We start from the raw sequence: 15,633 nt of genomic DNA, 5'->3' as shown, positions 1-15,633 counted from the left end.
CCCGCCCGAGCCGTACTCGTTAATGTTACTGAAGGCGCTATAGTTGATTAAGCCCGCAACACCGCCGTGCGAGTAATATTTCGCGGCATAAAATCCAGTGTCCATTGCCTCTGCGGGAACGAAAATCTCCAGTGATTCGGTATTCGGTAGAAGCGTTACCGTCGCGGAAGGGTAATCTTTCAGCAGGTTATGACATTTCTCTTTTTCGCCGATATTCAATGGCAGAAGGCCAGCAGCACGGGTGAAGTCATCATCAATGCAAAGCTGCCCTTCTTCTCCAACCCGAATGGCCAGGCTCCCCTTCTCAACGCCGTTAATTTTGACCTGCACGGCATGCTGGCCGGGCAGGTAGCGTTGTGCATCAGAGAAGTAATGGGCGAGATTAGTACTGATTCCCCGCGAGGCCAGTATATCGGTATTGAAATCCAGATCGGATGCATGCAGCGCCGACAACGGCAGAAAAGCGACCGCCACTGCTGTTCGACGCATCGTGTTTTGCAAAGCGCGCGGTATCACTAAAAATTCCCTGTGATATCAGCGTGTAAGCGCGGCAGTGTACTTGTCCACTTCAATCCCGTAGCGACTGGCAGGGTTGAACTCGACGGCATTATCGCCGCTACCGATCGGGGTATTTGTCTGCACCTTCATGGTCTCACCCGGCAGGATAAAGGTTTTATTAACCACTCCCTCGGTGTGGGAAGGCAGTAGCGTCACTGATGTGGAAAAACGTACAACGTACGGCGAGGTATTACGGACCTGAACCTCTTTCTCTTGTACGGACCAGGTCAGTAATTTCCATGCATCCGTGACAACAGGAAGATTTTTAGGATGGATCAACACCGGTAAATCCTGACGAAGATTGATACCGACTTTAACGTTTTTATCTTTGGTTTTAGGCGGAATGCCTTCAAAGATCACGCGTTTATAATGTTCAACGGTCAGCGGTTCTTTGGTTTCAAGAATAAAGCGCACCTGCTGTTCCTGGCCTGGCTCAAGGCGTACAACCGGCTGAGTGACGTTGAGCTTGACCCCATTCTCCCCCTCGATGTCGTTAATGGAGGTATAAAGCAGAGTGGGGATGGAGTCCGTGTTTTTCACACTCATGACACCGCCGTGGTTGGCTTCATCAATCATCAGCAGTGTGGTTTCTGGCACCATGCCTGCAGCATAGACTGTCGCTGGAAGGGTGAGAAAAAGAGCGCAGACCAAAGGGGAAATTTTCACAATTCTTTCCATGAATATTGATATTGAACAATGGGTTAAAACTCCCCGCCTGAGCGGGGAGTTTGGCGTCGTGAATACGGGTTACAGATAAACCAGCGTGATTGTGGACTGACCGTCCAGGTCGGTCCTGTCAGTCAGGGTCAGATTTTTGCTTGGCGCAATCGCCAGCGCGATCTTCAGAGGGAAGGCCGCCGTCGTGAAGGCCAGCGGAGCGCGTTCGCCGGTTTTGGCAACGGTCATGACGTCGGTACCATCGTTAGTGAGGATGCCGGTGGCCCACAGGTTGATCCAGCTTCTGCTGCTGATGGTACCGCCGGTATACATCGCTGCGGCGATAGGCTGAACGGTTGCACCGTCAGCAGTGACCGCGTTCATGTAAGTTGAAACTGAATAGGCACCGATACTTTCGCCAGCGCTGGTTTTTCCGACACCGTTGAGCTGGTAATCGCCGTATGCCTGTGCGCCGCTTGCGGTAGCGTTATCCACATGGAACTCGCTTGACGTTTTATGTGCGCCCGCGTTTGAGTCTTTGCGGTCATCTTTGATTGTCCAGCCGACGCGGGTCGCAGACTGACATGTGATGGTCAGAGTGACATCTTTATGCCCAGCCTGATAAGCCACACCGGAGGAGAGTGAGTCCAGACCCACTTCGCCAAAATCGGCCACGCCGCCGTTGCTAATTTCAGGAACGCAGCCTGCGCTGGTCAGCGTACCGTGAACTTTTAACATTGCAGTAGGTTCGGCATAAACTGCTGTCGCCGCCATCATCATAACGGTGGCGAGAAGGCACTTTTTCATTGTTATTCCTTAACCATAGAAAGAGATAATTCGGATATTTTTAATTTAAATGAATCTTGCCAAAAGATAATTTCTGGCATAAGAGTCGCGGCCGATTCTATTAACGAATCAACGCATTAAATAGTTAGATTTTCTTACGACAGTATTGAGATTTTATAATGTCGATTAAACATTTCTGAACGTATGTTTTATGCAGAAACGGCGGAAATATCCGCCGTTGAGTCACGCGTTTTTATCTGTTAGAGATAAACCAGAGTGATGGTGGTTTCGCCGCTCAGCTGCGCTTCGTCAGTGGTGGTCAGACGGTCAGTGTTAACAATGGCCAGAGAGACTTTGAACGGGTAGACAACGCTGGTGATGGCCAGCGGTGCGGTATAACCTGGTCTGGTAGCGGTCATGATCTCGGCGTTACCGTTGGCAATCACACCGGTGGCCAGGTTACGCCACATATATTCGCCTTTGCTGTTGAGGAAGTTTGGCGCAAAGATCGCCTGAGCAGGCACACCGTTAGCGGTGATCTCATTGATGCGGGTACTGATTGCATAGGCGCCAATTTTATCGCCAGCAGCGGTGGTACCTACGCCGTAGGTGGTACCTGAACCGTAAACGTCCCCACCATTGTCTGTGGCGTCACGAATGTAAAACTCGCTGGAGTTCAGGTAGGTCGCCGCATTGGAATCTTCTTTGTTATCAGCAATACTCCATGCCACTTTAGTCGCTGACGGGCAATTGATCGTCAGAGACATATCTTTATGACCCATCTGGTTGGTCTGGGTTGGAGAAAGCTGGTCCAGCGCGATTGTGCCAAAATCAATCGATCCGCCGTTACTGAGTTCCGGCGTACAGGATGCATGGTTCATCTTGCCCTGAACCTTCATGACGATGCTGCCTTCGGCGAATGCAGCCGAAGAGGTCATCGCAATCAGCGTTGCGAGAAGAAGCTTTTTCATTGTTATTCCTTAACCATTAATAAAATAAATGTATAAATTTCCGTGAAGTCATTAACTTGCTGAAATGCAAGCGCAGGGATTCTATTAATGGTTATTGTTATTTCTGTAATGAGTATTTCTAATCTCTGAATTGAGTTTTATTAAAATGTGTAAATACATTCACGGTTGTATTTACACATTCCGGCAGGATAACAACGGAGGAAGCTGTTTTCTCTTCTTAACCGGGGGCGAGAATTATTTTATCGCCTGAGCAATCCACGCCGATAATTCTCGGAGTTCCCGCTCTTGTTCCGGGTAATGTTCAAGCAACCCGTCGCACACATGTTGCAGCATATCGGGACGGTATACACAGCCCTGCAGGCGTGACGCCAACGCTTCCAGCGGTGCCGGGTTAAGACTATCCGTAAAAATTTGTGTGCGGGTAATATGACCTTTCTCCACGTCAAAGTGCAGCTCCACGCCGCCCCAGGTAAAACGTTCATCCAGCAGATGTGAAAACGCCGGTGCCTGGCCGAAGTTCCACTCCCAGCTGCTCTGGCGGGCAAAGGTTTCAGCGAAGTTGGGCAGGTCAGGCGTTTTATCAGGGGAAATCACTTCCGCCTCCACACGCTCGCCGTAGTGCGAAAAGAAGGCCTCACGGATCGCGTCGCAAATCTGCTCGTGAGTAATACCCGGCAGAAGCTCCACCAGATTCGCCACGCGGCCGCGTACGGAGGTAATGCCCTTAGCCTGTAACTTTTTCTTGTCAGGATTGAGGTAGTTAGCCAGCCGGCTGAGATCGGCATTCAGCAGCAGAGTGCCGTGGTGGAACCCGCGATCCATTGTTTCGCGATAGGCTGAGCCGGAGACCTTCCGGTCGCCCTCGGGGGTCTTGACGACCAGATCGTTCCGGCCTGACGCCTCTGCGGTTACGCCGAGCGCATTCAGCGCGTTCAGCACAATCGACGTAGAGATGCTTTTGTCGTATTCCGGCTTGCCTACCATAAAGGTAAAGCAAGTGTTGCCCAGATCGTGAAACACGGCTCCACCGCCGCTGCTGCGGCGCGCCAGGCGGACGTGGTCCTCTTCCATGCGGCGGGTGTTGCACTCTTTCCACGGGTTTTGCGCGCGGCCAATCACCACCGTGTCGGCATTGCGCCAGAGAAACAGTACGCGCTGGGTGGCGGGCATCTGGCGGAAGATGCACTCTTCCACCGCGAGATTAAACCAGGGATCGTAAGAGTCAGAGATAAGCAGGCGTAACGTCGTCATGGCAGAGTTCCTTTTCCATATCCTCCGCCTACTTTATCACTATTCTTTCTTCTCGCTCTCTTCGTCTTCCGGAACCGACTTGCTGGCGGTCAGCAGGAACGGCGACTGTTGCCATCGGGTGCGCTTACCCTGCAGCAGCGTGCGCGCCAGCACCACGCCAATCGCCAGTGAGAGTAATAACATCAGGCGCAGAATATTGGTGGTGTTATCCACCTGCTTGGCTTCGGTCGGCAGGGTGTGAGTGTCGAGCGTCAGGCGCAGATAGCCCAGCGGGCCATTTTTTCCCTGAACAGGTTCGACGAGCTGCTGGTTGAAATAGCCTCCGGCTTTTTTGCCGTCCAGCGCCAGCCTGTCGCGCACGTCGACGTGCTCACCGGCGCGGGCAATCAGGTCGCCTTTTTCATCGTACACGCCCGCATCGAGAATGCGGCTGTTTTCCGTAAGCTGACGCAGGATCTGGCCGATGCGCTTATCGTCCGGCGTCTCGGTGCGCATATAGGGGGCGACGTTAAGGGTCACCTGACGCGCCAGCGTACGGGCCAGCTCTTCAAACTGCGGGTTACGCTGCCGTTGATGATTCTGGCTAAACCACGATGCCCCTTGCATCAATGCCACTAACAGTGCGAGACAGGAAAGGACAATCACGGCGCGATGAAGCCGGAATTTCAGTTTTGCGCGAGCCATATTCCACCTGCTGAAAATTTAGGGCTTAATGTTGCCAGAAGTGATGGTTACAGGGTAGCCTCATGCGTTATTTTCCCTCTGGAACCTTCCGGCGCGAACGAAATTACAGGAGCTTTGATGCCGAACATTACCTGGTGTGACCTGCCAACGGATGTCTCTTTATGGCCAGGATTGCCGCTCTCGTTAAGTGGCGATGAGGTGATGCCTCTGGATTACCACGCTGGCCGTAGCGGCTGGCTGCTGTATGGACGCGGCCTGGATAAGCAACGCCTGACCCAGTATCAAACCAAACTGGGTGCGGCAATGGTCATCGTCGCCGCCTGGTGCGTAGAAGATTACCAGGTTATCCGCCTGGCGGGTTCTCTGACGCAGCGTGCCACGCGTCTGGCGCATGACGCAGGGCTGGACGTTGCCCCGCTCGGTAAAATTCCGCACCTGAAAACGCCGGGTCTGCTGGTCATGGACATGGACTCCACCGCTATTCAGATCGAGTGTATTGACGAGATTGCTAAACTGGCAGGCAGCGGTGAGCTGGTGGCGGAAGTCACTGAACGTGCGATGCGCGGCGAGCTGGATTTCACCGCCAGCCTGAGACAGCGCGTGGCGACCCTGAAAGGGGCCGATGCTAACATCCTGCGCCAGGTGCGTGATGTGCTGCCGCTGATGCCAGGACTGACGCAACTGGTGCTGAAGCTGCAGTCCCTTGGCTGGAAGGTGGCGATTGCCTCCGGTGGCTTCACCTTCTTCGCGGATTATCTGCGCGAGAAACTGCATTTGACCACCGTGGTGGCCAACGAACTGGAAATTATGGACGGCAAGCTGACCGGACAGGTGATTGGCGACATCGTGGATGCGCAGTACAAAGCTAACACCCTGACCCGTCTGGCCGAAAAATATGAAATCCCGGTGGTCCAGACCGTCGCCATCGGGGACGGCGCGAACGACCTGCCGATGATCAAAGCTGCTGGTCTTGGCATTGCCTACCATGCCAAGCCAAAAGTGAACGAAAAGACGGAAGTGACTATCCGTCATGCTGACCTGATGGGGGTGTTCTGCATCCTTTCTGGCAGCCTTAATCAGAAATAACGGTCTGCTTTGTAGGCCGGGTAAGCGTAAGCGCTACCCGGCACGCAGTCCGCACAGAAATAACGAGGTACACCGTGGCGAAAGCTCCAAAACGCGCATTTGTCTGTAATGAATGTGGTGCGGATTATCCGCGCTGGCAGGGGCAATGCAGCGCCTGTCATGCCTGGAACACCATCACCGAAGTGCGTGGTGTGGCGGCTTCGCCGAGTGTGGCCCGCAATGAACGCCTGAGCGGCTATGCGGGCAATGCAGGCGTGTCGAAGGTGCAAAAGCTTTCAGACATCAGCCTGGAAGCGTTACCGCGCTTCTCCACCGGGTTCAAAGAGTTTGACCGCGTGCTCGGCGGCGGCGTGGTGCCGGGCAGTGCGATTCTGATCGGCGGTAACCCCGGGGCGGGTAAATCGACCCTGCTGCTGCAAACGCTTTGTAAGCTCGCCGAGCAGATGAAAACCCTGTACGTCACGGGGGAAGAATCACTCCAGCAGGTGGCGATGCGTGCGCACCGCCTGGGCCTGCCAACCGGCAACCTGAATATGCTGTCGGAAACCAGCATTGAGCAGATCTGCATGATCGCCGAAGAAGAGCAGCCGAAGCTGATGGTGATCGACTCCATTCAGGTGATGCACATGGCGGACATTCAGTCCTCGCCGGGCAGCGTGGCGCAGGTGCGCGAAACCGCGGCCTACCTGACACGCTTCGCCAAAACGCGCGGCGTGGCGATTGTGATGGTCGGCCATGTGACGAAAGACGGTTCCCTGGCCGGGCCAAAAGTGCTCGAACACTGTATCGACTGCTCGGTGATGCTCGACGGCGACGCGGATTCCCGCTTCCGCACCCTGCGCAGCCATAAAAACCGTTTTGGCGCGGTGAATGAATTAGGTGTTTTTGCCATGACGGAGCAGGGGCTGCGTGAAGTCAGCAACCCGTCGGCCATCTTCCTGAGCCGTGGCGACGAAGTCACCTCCGGCAGTTCGGTCATGGTGCTATGGGAAGGAACGCGCCCGCTGCTGGTTGAAATCCAGGCGTTGGTGGATCACTCGATGATGGGCAACCCGCGTCGCGTGGCGGTGGGTCTGGAACAGAACCGTCTGGCGATCCTGCTGGCGGTGCTGCACCGTCACGGTGGTCTGCAGATGGCGGATCAGGACGTCTTCGTGAACGTGGTGGGCGGGGTGAAGGTCTCGGAAACCAGCGCGGACCTGGCGTTGCTGCTGGCGATGGTCTCCAGCCTGCGCGACAGGCCGCTGCCGCAGGATCTGGTGGTGTTTGGCGAGGTTGGCCTGGCAGGAGAGATCCGACCGGTGCCGAGCGGCCAGGAGCGTATCTCCGAAGCGGCAAAACACGGCTTCCGCCGCGCGATTGTGCCCGCCGCTAACGTGCCGAAAAAAATCCCGGAAGGGATGCAGGTTTTTGGCGTTAAAAAACTCGCAGATGCGTTAAATGTCTTTGACGACTTATAATTACGTATTCGATTTTGCAGGAGGCACCGTAATTTATGTCATCATTTGACTACATCAAAACCGCAATCCGCCAGAAAGGCTGCACGTTGCAGCAGGTGGCGGACGCCAGCGGTATGACCAAAGGCTATTTAAGCCAGCTGCTGAACGCCAAAATCAAAAGCCCCAGCGCGCAGAAGCTCGAAGCGCTGCACCGTTTCCTGGGACTTGAATTTCCCCGTATGCAAAAGAACATCGGCGTGGTGTTTGGCAAGTTTTACCCGCTGCATACTGGTCACATCTACCTGATTCAGCGCGCCTGTAGCCAGGTGGACGAGCTGCACATCATTATGGGGTACGATGAAACCCGTGACCGCCTGCTGTTCGAGGACAGCGCCATGTCGCAGCAGCCGACGGTGCCTGACCGCCTGCGCTGGCTGCTCCAGACCTTTAAGTACCAGAAAAACATTCGCATTCATGCTTTTAACGAAGAGGGCATGGAGCCCTATCCGCACGGCTGGGACGTGTGGAGCAACGGCATCAAAGCGTTTATGGAAGAGAAGGGCATTGCGCCTAACTGGATCTACACCTCTGAAGAGTCCGACGCGCCGCAGTTCCGCGAGCATCTGGGCATCGAGACGGTGCTGATCGATCCGAAACGGACCTTCATGAACATCAGCGGGGCGCAGATCCGCGAAAACCCGTTCCGCTACTGGGATTATATCCCGACCGAGGTAAAGCCCTTCTTTGTACGTACCGTTGCGATCCTGGGCGGTGAGTCGAGCGGAAAATCCACTCTCGTTAATAAGCTGGCGAATATCTTCAACACGACCAGTGCGTGGGAATATGGCCGCGATTACGTTTTCTCGCACCTCGGCGGTGACGAGATGGCGCTGCAGTATTCCGACTACGATAAAATCGCGCTCGGCCACGCCCAGTACATTGATTTTGCGGTCAAATATGCCAACAAAGTGGCGTTTATTGATACCGATTTCGTCACCACGCAGGCGTTCTGTAAAAAGTACGAAGGGCGCGAGCACCCGTTCGTGCAGGCGCTGATTGACGAATACCGCTTTGACCTGGTGATCCTGCTGGAAAACAACACGCCATGGGTCGCTGATGGCATGCGCAGCCTCGGCAGCTCCGTAGACAGGCGCGAGTTCCAGTCCATGCTGGTGGAGATGCTCAACGAAAACAACGTTGAGTTTGTGCATGTTGAAGAGTCGGACTACGACTCCCGTTTCCTGCGCTGCGTCGAGCTGGTGAAGGAGATGATGGGGGAGCAAGGGTAAGCTTTAACCACCCTCTCCCTGTGGGAGAGGGCATCAGCGCCTTCAGAACGCAACCACTACTTTCCCTCGCATATGTCCCTCCAGCACTTTGCGGTGCGCCTCGGTAATGCTTTCCACGCTCAATCCGTGAAGCGTTTCGCTGAGCGAGCTTTCCACCACGCCGTTGTCCACCAGCTTTGCAACCTCGTTTAAGATCTCACCCTGACGCGCCATATCAGCGGTCTGGTACATGCTGCGGGTGTACATAAACTCCCAGTGCAGGGCGGCGGATTTCGATTTCAGCTTATCCTGGTTCAGCGGATGCGCGTTCTCAACGATGGAGCAGATGTGCCCCTGCGGTGCGATCAGTTCGCTGACGGCATCCCAGTGGCCGTCGGTGTCATTGAGGATGAAAATGTAATCCACATAAGTGATACCCTGTTTTGCCAGCTCACCTTTCAGGTCGCGGTAGTTCACGACCCGATCCGCACCGCGCTCGCGGCACCACCGGGCGGAATCTTCTCTTGATGCTGTCGCGATGATGTTCACCTTGCTGTTGTGCTTTGCAAACGGGATCGCCAGCGAGCCCACGCCGCCCGCGCCGCCAATAATCAACAGCGTTTTATCCGCGTCCGCATCCTGAATGTTCAGCCGTTCGAACAACCCTTCCCAGGCGGTCAGCGCGGTCAACGGCAATGCGGCTGCTGCTGCCCAGCCAAGGCTGGCAGGTTTGTGCCCGACAATACGCGCATCGATCAGCTGATGGGTGGTATTGCTGCCCGGACGAGTGATATCCCCTGCGTACCACACTTCGTCACCGGGTTTAAATCCCGTAACGGCCGCGCCCACGGCTTTAACGATACCGCTGGCATCCCACCCGAGAATGCGCGGCTCGTTCAGCCCGTTTTTGACAATGCCTGCATGCACCTTGGTGTCGACCGGGTTAACAGACACAGCTTTCACTTCAACAAGCAGATCGTGCTCGCCGGGCTGCGGCATCGGCGGGGCGATTTCAATGAACGTGCCGGGATTCGCAGGATTAACGGCAATGGCTTTAACTGACATGGATGGACTCCTCAATGGCATGCGTTTTATTGAGGCTAGTCTATTAAGTGATCAGCTGCATGATAAGATGGACAATCAAGAACGAAGTGTTCTCACAGGATGAACAATCATGTTTAAACAGCTTCAGGATATGGCGCTGTTTGCGCTGGTGGCGGAGATGGGTAGCTTTACTGCTGCGGCACAGAAGGCTGAACTGCCAAAATCCAGCGTCAGCCAGCGAATAAGCCAGCTGGAGCAGCAGGTAGGAATACGCCTGCTCAACCGCACGACGCGCAGAATCAGCCTGACTTTTGCAGGCGAGCATTATCTGGTGCACTGTCGCGAAATGCTGGCGGCCAGCGAGCGGGCGGAGTATGCCATTCAGCGGCTACGCGAAAACCCGAGCGGGCGGCTGCGCATCACCTGCCCGGCGGGAATTGGTGCGACGCTGCTGGCGCATATGAATGCCGAATTCCAGCTTCGCTATCCTGACGTGTCGCTGGACGTGTCGATCTCTGATGATGTGGTGGATCTGGTCGAGTCCGGCTTTGACGTGGCGCTGCGTACCGGTAAGCCGCAGGACTCCTCCCTGATTGGCCGGATGATCGGACATTGTCCGCGCTATATGCTGGCTTCACCCGACTATCTGGCGCGTCGGGAGTCGTTAATCCATCCCCGCCAGCTGGTGGAGCACCGCTGCATTACCCACAAAGCCTGGTCTGAGTGGCTGCTGCGAAGCGCGAGTGAGGATTACCGCTACCTGCCGGATAACGCCCACATGACGGATAACCTGGTGTACGCCCGTGAATGTGCGATTGCTGGCGCCGGGATCACGCTATTACCCGCCTTTCTTCTGGAAGATAAGATTGAGACAGGGGCGCTGGTGAAGGTGCTGCCTGAATGGAACGTCGAGGGGAATGATTTGTGGCTGGCTTATCCGAGCCGCAAGCTGAACTCGCCTGCGCTGATGAGCTATATCGACTTTGCGATACAGTTTGACGAGGTGAAGCGGTATTACGTGGACAAATAAAAAAGCCGGGTGGCGCTGACGCTTACCCGGCCTACGAACTGTACGGCCTGATGCCCTCACCTGGCCCTCTCCCACGGGGATAGGGAACAAATACTAAAAACGGCAACCGAAGTTGCCGTTTTGCTTTTATTTCGCAATACGCTTGTACTTAATACGCTTCGGCTCCAGCGCGTCAGCGCCCAGCGTGCGTTTCTTGTACTCTTCGTATTCGGTGAAGTTACCTTCGAAGAACTCCACTTTCCCTTCATCCTGGTAGTCCAGAATGTGGGTCGCGATACGGTCAAGGAACCAACGGTCGTGCGAGATAACCATCGCGCAGCCCGGGAACTCCAGCAGGGCGTTTTCCAGCGCGCGCAGGGTTTCGATGTCCAGGTCGTTGGTCGGTTCATCGAGCAGCAGTACGTTACCGCCAACCTGCAGCAGCTTCGCCAGGTGCAGACGACCGCGCTCACCGCCGGACAGCTCGCCCACGCGTTTGCCCTGGTCGGTGCCTTTGAAGTTGAAGCGGCCAACGTAAGCGCGGCTTGGCATCTCGGTGTTGCCGATACGCATAATATCCAGACCGCCGGACACTTCTTCCCACACGGTTTTGCTGTTATCCATCGCGTCACGGAACTGGTCAACGGACGCCAGCTTCACGGTTTCACCCAGGGTGATAGAGCCGCTGTCAGGCTGCTCCTGACCGGACATCATGCGGAACAGCGTCGATTTACCCGCGCCGTTCGGACCGATGATCCCGACGATAGCCCCTTTTGGTACGGAGAAGGTCAGATCGTCAATCAGCAGGCGATCGCCGTATGACTTACGCAGATTGGTGACTTCAACCACTTTATCCCCCAGACGTGCTCCAGGCGGAATAAACAGTTCGTTGGTCTCGTTACGTTTCTGGTATTCGGTGTTGTTCAGCTCTTCAAAGCGTGCCAGACGGGCTTTGCCCTTAGACTGACGGCCTTTAGCACCCTGACGAACCCACTCCAGCTCTTTCTCGATAGACTTACGACGCGCGGCTTCCTGAGAAGCTTCCTGCGCCAGACGCTGATCTTTCTGCTCCAGCCAGGAGGAGTAGTTACCTTCCCATGGAATACCTTCACCGCGGTCCAGCTCCAGGATCCAGCCTGCGACGTTGTCGAGGAAGTAACGGTCGTGGGTAATTGCCACCACGGTGCCTTCGAAGTCGTGCAGGAAGCGTTCCAGCCACGCCACGGATTCCGCATCCAGGTGGTTGGTGGGTTCGTCGAGCAGCAGCATGTCTGGTTTTTCCAGCAGCAGGCGGCACAGCGCTACGCGGCGGCGTTCACCCCCGGAAAGATTGGCGATTTTCGCATCCCAGTCCGGCAGGCGCAGGGCATCGGCCGCGCGCTCCAGCTGCACGTTCAGGTTATGACCATCGTGCGCCTGGATAATCTCTTCAAACTTGCCCTGCTGAGCGGCCAGCTTGTCGAAGTCTGCATCCGGCTCGGCGTATTTGGCATACACTTCATCCAGACCTTTCAGGGCGTTAACCACTTCGGAAACCGCTTCTTCAACGGATTCACGAACGGTGTGTTCCGGGTTCAGCTGAGGTTCCTGCGGCAGGTAGCCGATCTTGATGCCAGGCTGCGGACGGGCTTCACCTTCGATGTCTGTATCGATGCCGGCCATGATGCGCAGCAGGGTGGACTTACCGGCACCGTTGAGACCCAGAACACCAATTTTTGCGCCCGGGAAGAAGCTCAGCGAGATATTTTTAAGAATATGACGTTTCGGCGGGACAACTTTGCCGACACGATGCATGGTATAAACGAATTGAGCCACGTTGGACTTCGCCTCTTTTATCGTAATGAGAAGGAATTTCAGCCTCGAAGTGTAGCCTTTTTCACGCCCTAATCCCAGCCAGGAACGTCGGGAGTGTTAAAACGCGCAAGAAAGGTAAAAAAGTGTCCATAACGTGGCGCGTTGCAGGATGCCTGGTTAGCATAAGTTGGTGTGACTTTGACGTGGCAAGACGCTGCAATTGACGAAAAAACAATGGGGAAGAGCTTGTGGAAAAAGCCAAACAGGTGGTCTGGCGTCTGCTGGCTGCCAGCGTATGCGTAATGGCGGTAAGCCAGGCGGTGCATGCCGATTCACTGGATGAACAACGTAATCGCTACGCCCAGATTAAACAGGCGTGGGACAATAAGCAGATGGATACCGTGCAGGCGCTGATGCCGACGCTGAAGGATTATCCGCTGTATCCGTATCTGGAGTATCGCCAGATCACTGACGATCTCATGAACCAGCCGACCGTCACCGTGAATAATTTCATTCAGGCGAACCCGACCCTGCCGCCTGCGCGAACCCTGCAATCTCGTTTTGTGAATGAACTGGCGCGTCGCGAAGACTGGCGCGGGCTGCTGGCGTTTAGCCCCGATAAGCCGAATACCACCGAAGCGCAATGTAACTACTACTATGCGAAATGGGCGACCGGACAGCAGGAAGAGGCCTGGGCCGGGGCGAAGGATCTTTGGCTGACCGGCAAAAGCCAGCCGAATGCCTGTGATTCGCTGTTTGGCGCGTGGCGAGCCTCCGGCAAGCAGGATCCGCTGGCCTATCTTGAGCGTATTCGCCTGGCGATGAAAGCCGGCAACACGCGCCTGGTGACCGCACTGGCGGGCCAGATGCCCTCCGATTATCAGACGATCTCTACGGCCGTTATCGCGCTGGCAAACGATCCGAACAGCGTCCTGACCTTTGCCCGCAGCACGGGCGCGACCGACTTTACCCGTCAGATGGCGGCGGTGGCTTTTGCCAGCGTGGCGCGCGACGATGTGGAAAACGCCCGGCTGATGATCCCGCAGCTGGTGCAGGCTCAGCAGCTGAATGACGATCAAACCCAGGAGCTGCGTGACATCGTGGCGTGGCGACTGATGGGCACGGATGTGACCGACGAACAGGCACGCTGGCGAGATGATGCCATTATGCGTTCGAACTCCACGTCGCTGGTGGAGCGCCGCGTGCGCATGGCGCTGGGCACCGGCGATCGCCGGGGGCTGAATACCTGGCTCGCACGTTTGCCGATGGACGCCAAAGAGAAAGATGAATGGCGCTACTGGCAGGCCGATCTGCTGATGGAGCGCGGTCGTGATGATGAAGCCAAAGAGATCCTCCACGGCCTGATGCAGCAGCGCGGCTTCTACCCGATGGTGGCCGCGCAGCGCCTGGGCGAGGAGTATACCTTCCGCATTGATAAAGCGCCCGCGAATGCGAACCCGGCGCTGACGCAGGGGCCAGAGATGGCGCGCGTGCGCGAGCTGATGTACTGGAATATGGACAATACCGCGCGCAGCGAGTGGGCGAATCTGGTAACCAGTCGCACCACCGACGAGAAAGCCCAGCTTGCCCGCTATGCGTTTGATAACCACTGGTGGGATCTGAGCGTGCAGGCGACGATCGCCGGTAAGCTTTGGGATCATCTTGAAGAGCGTTTCCCGCTGGCGTACAACGATCTTTTCGAACGCTACACCAGCGGCAAAGATATCCCGCAAAGTTACGCGATGGCGATTGCCCGTCAGGAGAGTGCCTGGAATCCGAAAGTCCGCTCCCCGGTGGGGGCCAGCGGTCTGATGCAAATTATGCCGGGAACGGCGACCCATACGGTGAAGATGTTTAACATTCCCGGGTACAGTAGCCCCTCACAGCTTCTCGATCCGGATACCAACATCAACATCGGTACCAGCTATCTGCAGTATGTTTATCAGCAGTTTGGCAATAACCGCATTTTCTCTTCGGCGGCGTATAACGCGGGGCCGGGGCGCGTGCGTACCTGGCTCGGCAACAGCGCCGGACGCATTGATGCCGTGGCGTTTGTGGAGAGCATTCCTTTCTCAGAAACGCGCGGTTATGTGAAGAACGTGCTGGCGTACGATGCTTACTATCGCTACTTCATGGGGCAGAAAGATACCCTGATGAGCGATGCCGAGTGGCAGAGACGTTACTGATCGGCGTGGGTTGTGTTATGCTGTACTCGCTAATGAGTACAAGAGGCAGCATAACATGACCCAGCATTCCCCGTATTCCTCGGCAATGGCCGAACAGCGTCACCAGGAGTGGCTTCGTTTTGTGGAGCTGCTTCGCCAGTCTTACGATCAGGATTTGCACTTACCTCTTATGCAGCTGATGCTGACCCCAGACGAGCGTGAAGCGCTGGGCACGCGCGTGCGGATCATTGAAGAACTACTGCGCGGTGAGATGAGCCAGCGTGAGCTGAAAAATGAGCTGGGCGCGGGCATCGCGACGATCACCCGCGGCTCGAACAGCCTGAAGTCTGCGCCGGTCGAGCTGCGCCAGTGGCTGGAAGCGGTGTTGTTGAAAAATACCTAACGATAAATCGCGTTATGGAACGGGCTTAACGCCAAAATCACCGCCTGGTGGTAAACGCCTGAACGCGTGAGCGTGCCCGCAGTAAAGACGCCAATCGCCCCTTCTTTGCGCCCAATCTCATCAATGCCGGTGTACTGTGACATCACCGGCCCGAGCGCTTCGCCTTCGCGCACTTTGTTCAGAATGATCTCTGGCAGCGGCAGGGTGGCAGAACGCGCTTCACCGCGCTGCTCTCGGCTTTCTATCACTACCCAGCTAAAGGTGGCACCTTCGTCGATCCCGGCTTCAATGGCGACCCAGAAGTCCGCCTTTGGGGCCGCGGCTTTAGCATTTGCCACGCGATTTCGTGCGCCAGCGCGCGTTTCATCGCTGCCAAACGGCTGTTCAGGTACGCCACTCTCGACGCCGATGGCTTCGATATGGCAGGATCCTTCGCCGAAAATCTCTTCAAAAGCCTTTAGAATTGCCTGAATTTTGGCAGGATTGGTGGTAGCAGAGACAACATGGTGCATAATTAA

The 15,633-nt window shown here is 55.8% G+C and carries 15 protein-coding genes; 6 read left to right on the top strand and 9 right to left on the bottom strand.

What is annotated here, in order from left to right; genetic code table 11:
• From L977_RS19070 to L977_RS19045, 6 genes are all read right to left on the bottom strand, one after another.
• The coding region (locus L977_RS19070) for a FimD/PapC N-terminal domain-containing protein (protein ID WP_331423890.1) at positions 1–516 on the bottom strand (516 nt) is incomplete at its 3' end.
• 18 nt (positions 517–534) lie between these two features.
• Positions 535–1,236: a fimbria/pilus chaperone family protein gene (locus L977_RS19065; protein ID WP_023332040.1), complete on the bottom strand. Its 702-nt coding sequence runs from the start codon at positions 1,234–1,236 to the stop codon at positions 535–537.
• Positions 1,237–1,305: 69 nt separating this feature from the next.
• Positions 1,306–2,022: a DUF1120 domain-containing protein gene (locus L977_RS19060; protein WP_014882463.1), complete on the bottom strand. Its 717-nt coding sequence runs from the start codon at positions 2,020–2,022 to the stop codon at positions 1,306–1,308.
• A gap of 239 nt (positions 2,023–2,261) precedes the next feature.
• Complete coding sequence (locus tag L977_RS19055) at positions 2,262–2,972, bottom strand: DUF1120 domain-containing protein (protein WP_014882464.1); 711 nt, start codon at positions 2,970–2,972, stop codon at positions 2,262–2,264.
• Between the two features lie 234 nt (positions 2,973–3,206).
• Positions 3,207–4,223 carry a lipoate--protein ligase LplA gene (lplA, locus tag L977_RS19050; RefSeq protein ID WP_047626596.1) on the bottom strand — a complete coding sequence of 339 codons (1,017 nt, stop codon included), beginning with the start codon at positions 4,221–4,223 and terminating at the stop codon, positions 3,207–3,209.
• 39 nt (positions 4,224–4,262) lie between these two features.
• A complete protein-coding gene (locus L977_RS19045; RefSeq protein ID WP_014882466.1) occupies positions 4,263–4,907 on the bottom strand; it encodes a YtjB family periplasmic protein in 645 nt (214 codons plus the stop codon).
• Positions 4,908–5,024: 117 nt separating this feature from the next.
• Between L977_RS19045 and serB the strand changes: the two genes are divergently transcribed.
• The 3 genes from serB (at position 5,025) to nadR (ending at position 8,721) form a co-directional block, all read left to right on the top strand.
• Positions 5,025–5,993, top strand: a complete 969-nt coding sequence (serB, locus tag L977_RS19040) for a phosphoserine phosphatase (protein ID WP_008502066.1) — start codon at positions 5,025–5,027, stop codon at positions 5,991–5,993.
• 74 nt (positions 5,994–6,067) lie between these two features.
• Positions 6,068–7,453 (top strand): DNA repair protein RadA, encoded by a 1,386-nt coding sequence (radA, locus tag L977_RS19035; RefSeq protein ID WP_014882467.1) that lies wholly within the window; start codon positions 6,068–6,070, stop codon positions 7,451–7,453.
• A 35-nt stretch (positions 7,454–7,488) separates the two neighbouring features.
• Complete coding sequence (gene nadR / locus L977_RS19030) at positions 7,489–8,721, top strand: multifunctional transcriptional regulator/nicotinamide-nucleotide adenylyltransferase/ribosylnicotinamide kinase NadR (protein ID WP_047626595.1); 1,233 nt, start codon at positions 7,489–7,491, stop codon at positions 8,719–8,721.
• A 42-nt stretch (positions 8,722–8,763) separates the two neighbouring features.
• Here nadR and L977_RS19025 read toward each other — a convergent pair whose 3' ends face one another.
• Positions 8,764–9,765, bottom strand: coding sequence for a zinc-binding alcohol dehydrogenase family protein (locus tag L977_RS19025; protein WP_032637538.1), 1,002 nt, complete (start codon positions 9,763–9,765; stop codon positions 8,764–8,766).
• Positions 9,766–9,874: 109 nt separating this feature from the next.
• On the opposite strand from L977_RS19025, the gene L977_RS19020 reads away from it, so the two are divergent.
• On the top strand, positions 9,875–10,774 hold the full coding sequence (locus L977_RS19020; protein ID WP_047626593.1) for a LysR family transcriptional regulator: 900 nt from the start codon (positions 9,875–9,877) through the stop codon (positions 10,772–10,774).
• 126 nt (positions 10,775–10,900) lie between these two features.
• Here the strand turns inward: L977_RS19020 and ettA are convergent, their stop codons facing one another.
• A complete protein-coding gene (gene ettA, locus L977_RS19015; protein ID WP_014882470.1) occupies positions 10,901–12,568 on the bottom strand; it encodes an energy-dependent translational throttle protein EttA in 1,668 nt (555 codons plus the stop codon).
• Between the two features lie 227 nt (positions 12,569–12,795).
• Between ettA and sltY the strand changes: the two genes are divergently transcribed.
• Together sltY and trpR are read left to right on the top strand one after the other, a co-directional pair.
• A complete protein-coding gene (gene sltY, locus L977_RS19010; protein ID WP_023332044.1) occupies positions 12,796–14,733 on the top strand; it encodes a murein transglycosylase in 1,938 nt (645 codons plus the stop codon).
• 55 nt (positions 14,734–14,788) lie between these two features.
• Positions 14,789–15,115 (top strand): trp operon repressor, encoded by a 327-nt coding sequence (trpR, locus tag L977_RS19005; RefSeq protein ID WP_014882472.1) that lies wholly within the window; start codon positions 14,789–14,791, stop codon positions 15,113–15,115.
• Here the strand turns inward: trpR and yjjX are convergent.
• Positions 15,112–15,627, bottom strand: coding sequence for an inosine/xanthosine triphosphatase (gene yjjX / locus L977_RS19000; RefSeq protein WP_047626592.1), 516 nt, complete (start codon positions 15,625–15,627; stop codon positions 15,112–15,114). The genes trpR and yjjX overlap by 4 nt on opposite strands.
• Positions 15,628–15,633 lie beyond the last annotated feature (6 nt).

It is taken from the genome of Enterobacter sp. ZOR0014 (genome assembly GCF_000798855.1).
Classification (GTDB): Bacteria; Pseudomonadota; Gammaproteobacteria; order Enterobacterales; family Enterobacteriaceae; genus Enterobacter; species Enterobacter kobei.
Note: the sequence above shows the minus strand (reverse complement) of the source record. Positions and strands in the feature narration are given on the sequence as shown.

What these genes read in the sequence shown, in the direction of transcription:
- L977_RS19065 (WP_023332040.1), bottom strand. Translation starts at nt 1,236, where the DNA reads ATGGAAAGAATTGTGAAAATTTCCCCTTTGGTCTGCGCTCTTTTTCTC.
- L977_RS19060 (WP_014882463.1), bottom strand. Translation starts at nt 2,022, where the DNA reads ATGAAAAAGTGCCTTCTCGCCACCGTTATGATGATGGCGGCGACAGCA.
- L977_RS19055 (WP_014882464.1), bottom strand. Translation starts at nt 2,972, where the DNA reads ATGAAAAAGCTTCTTCTCGCAACGCTGATTGCGATGACCTCTTCGGCT.
- lplA (WP_047626596.1), bottom strand. Translation starts at nt 4,223, where the DNA reads ATGACGACGTTACGCCTGCTTATCTCTGACTCTTACGATCCCTGGTTT.
- L977_RS19045 (WP_014882466.1), bottom strand. Translation starts at nt 4,907, where the DNA reads ATGGCTCGCGCAAAACTGAAATTCCGGCTTCATCGCGCCGTGATTGTC.
- serB (WP_008502066.1), top strand. Translation starts at nt 5,025, where the DNA reads ATGCCGAACATTACCTGGTGTGACCTGCCAACGGATGTCTCTTTATGG.
- nadR (WP_047626595.1), top strand. Translation starts at nt 7,489, where the DNA reads ATGTCATCATTTGACTACATCAAAACCGCAATCCGCCAGAAAGGCTGC.
- L977_RS19025 (WP_032637538.1), bottom strand. Translation starts at nt 9,765, where the DNA reads ATGTCAGTTAAAGCCATTGCCGTTAATCCTGCGAATCCCGGCACGTTC.
- L977_RS19020 (WP_047626593.1), top strand. Translation starts at nt 9,875, where the DNA reads ATGTTTAAACAGCTTCAGGATATGGCGCTGTTTGCGCTGGTGGCGGAG.
- trpR (WP_014882472.1), top strand. Translation starts at nt 14,789, where the DNA reads ATGACCCAGCATTCCCCGTATTCCTCGGCAATGGCCGAACAGCGTCAC.
- yjjX (WP_047626592.1), bottom strand. Translation starts at nt 15,627, where the DNA reads ATGCACCATGTTGTCTCTGCTACCACCAATCCTGCCAAAATTCAGGCA.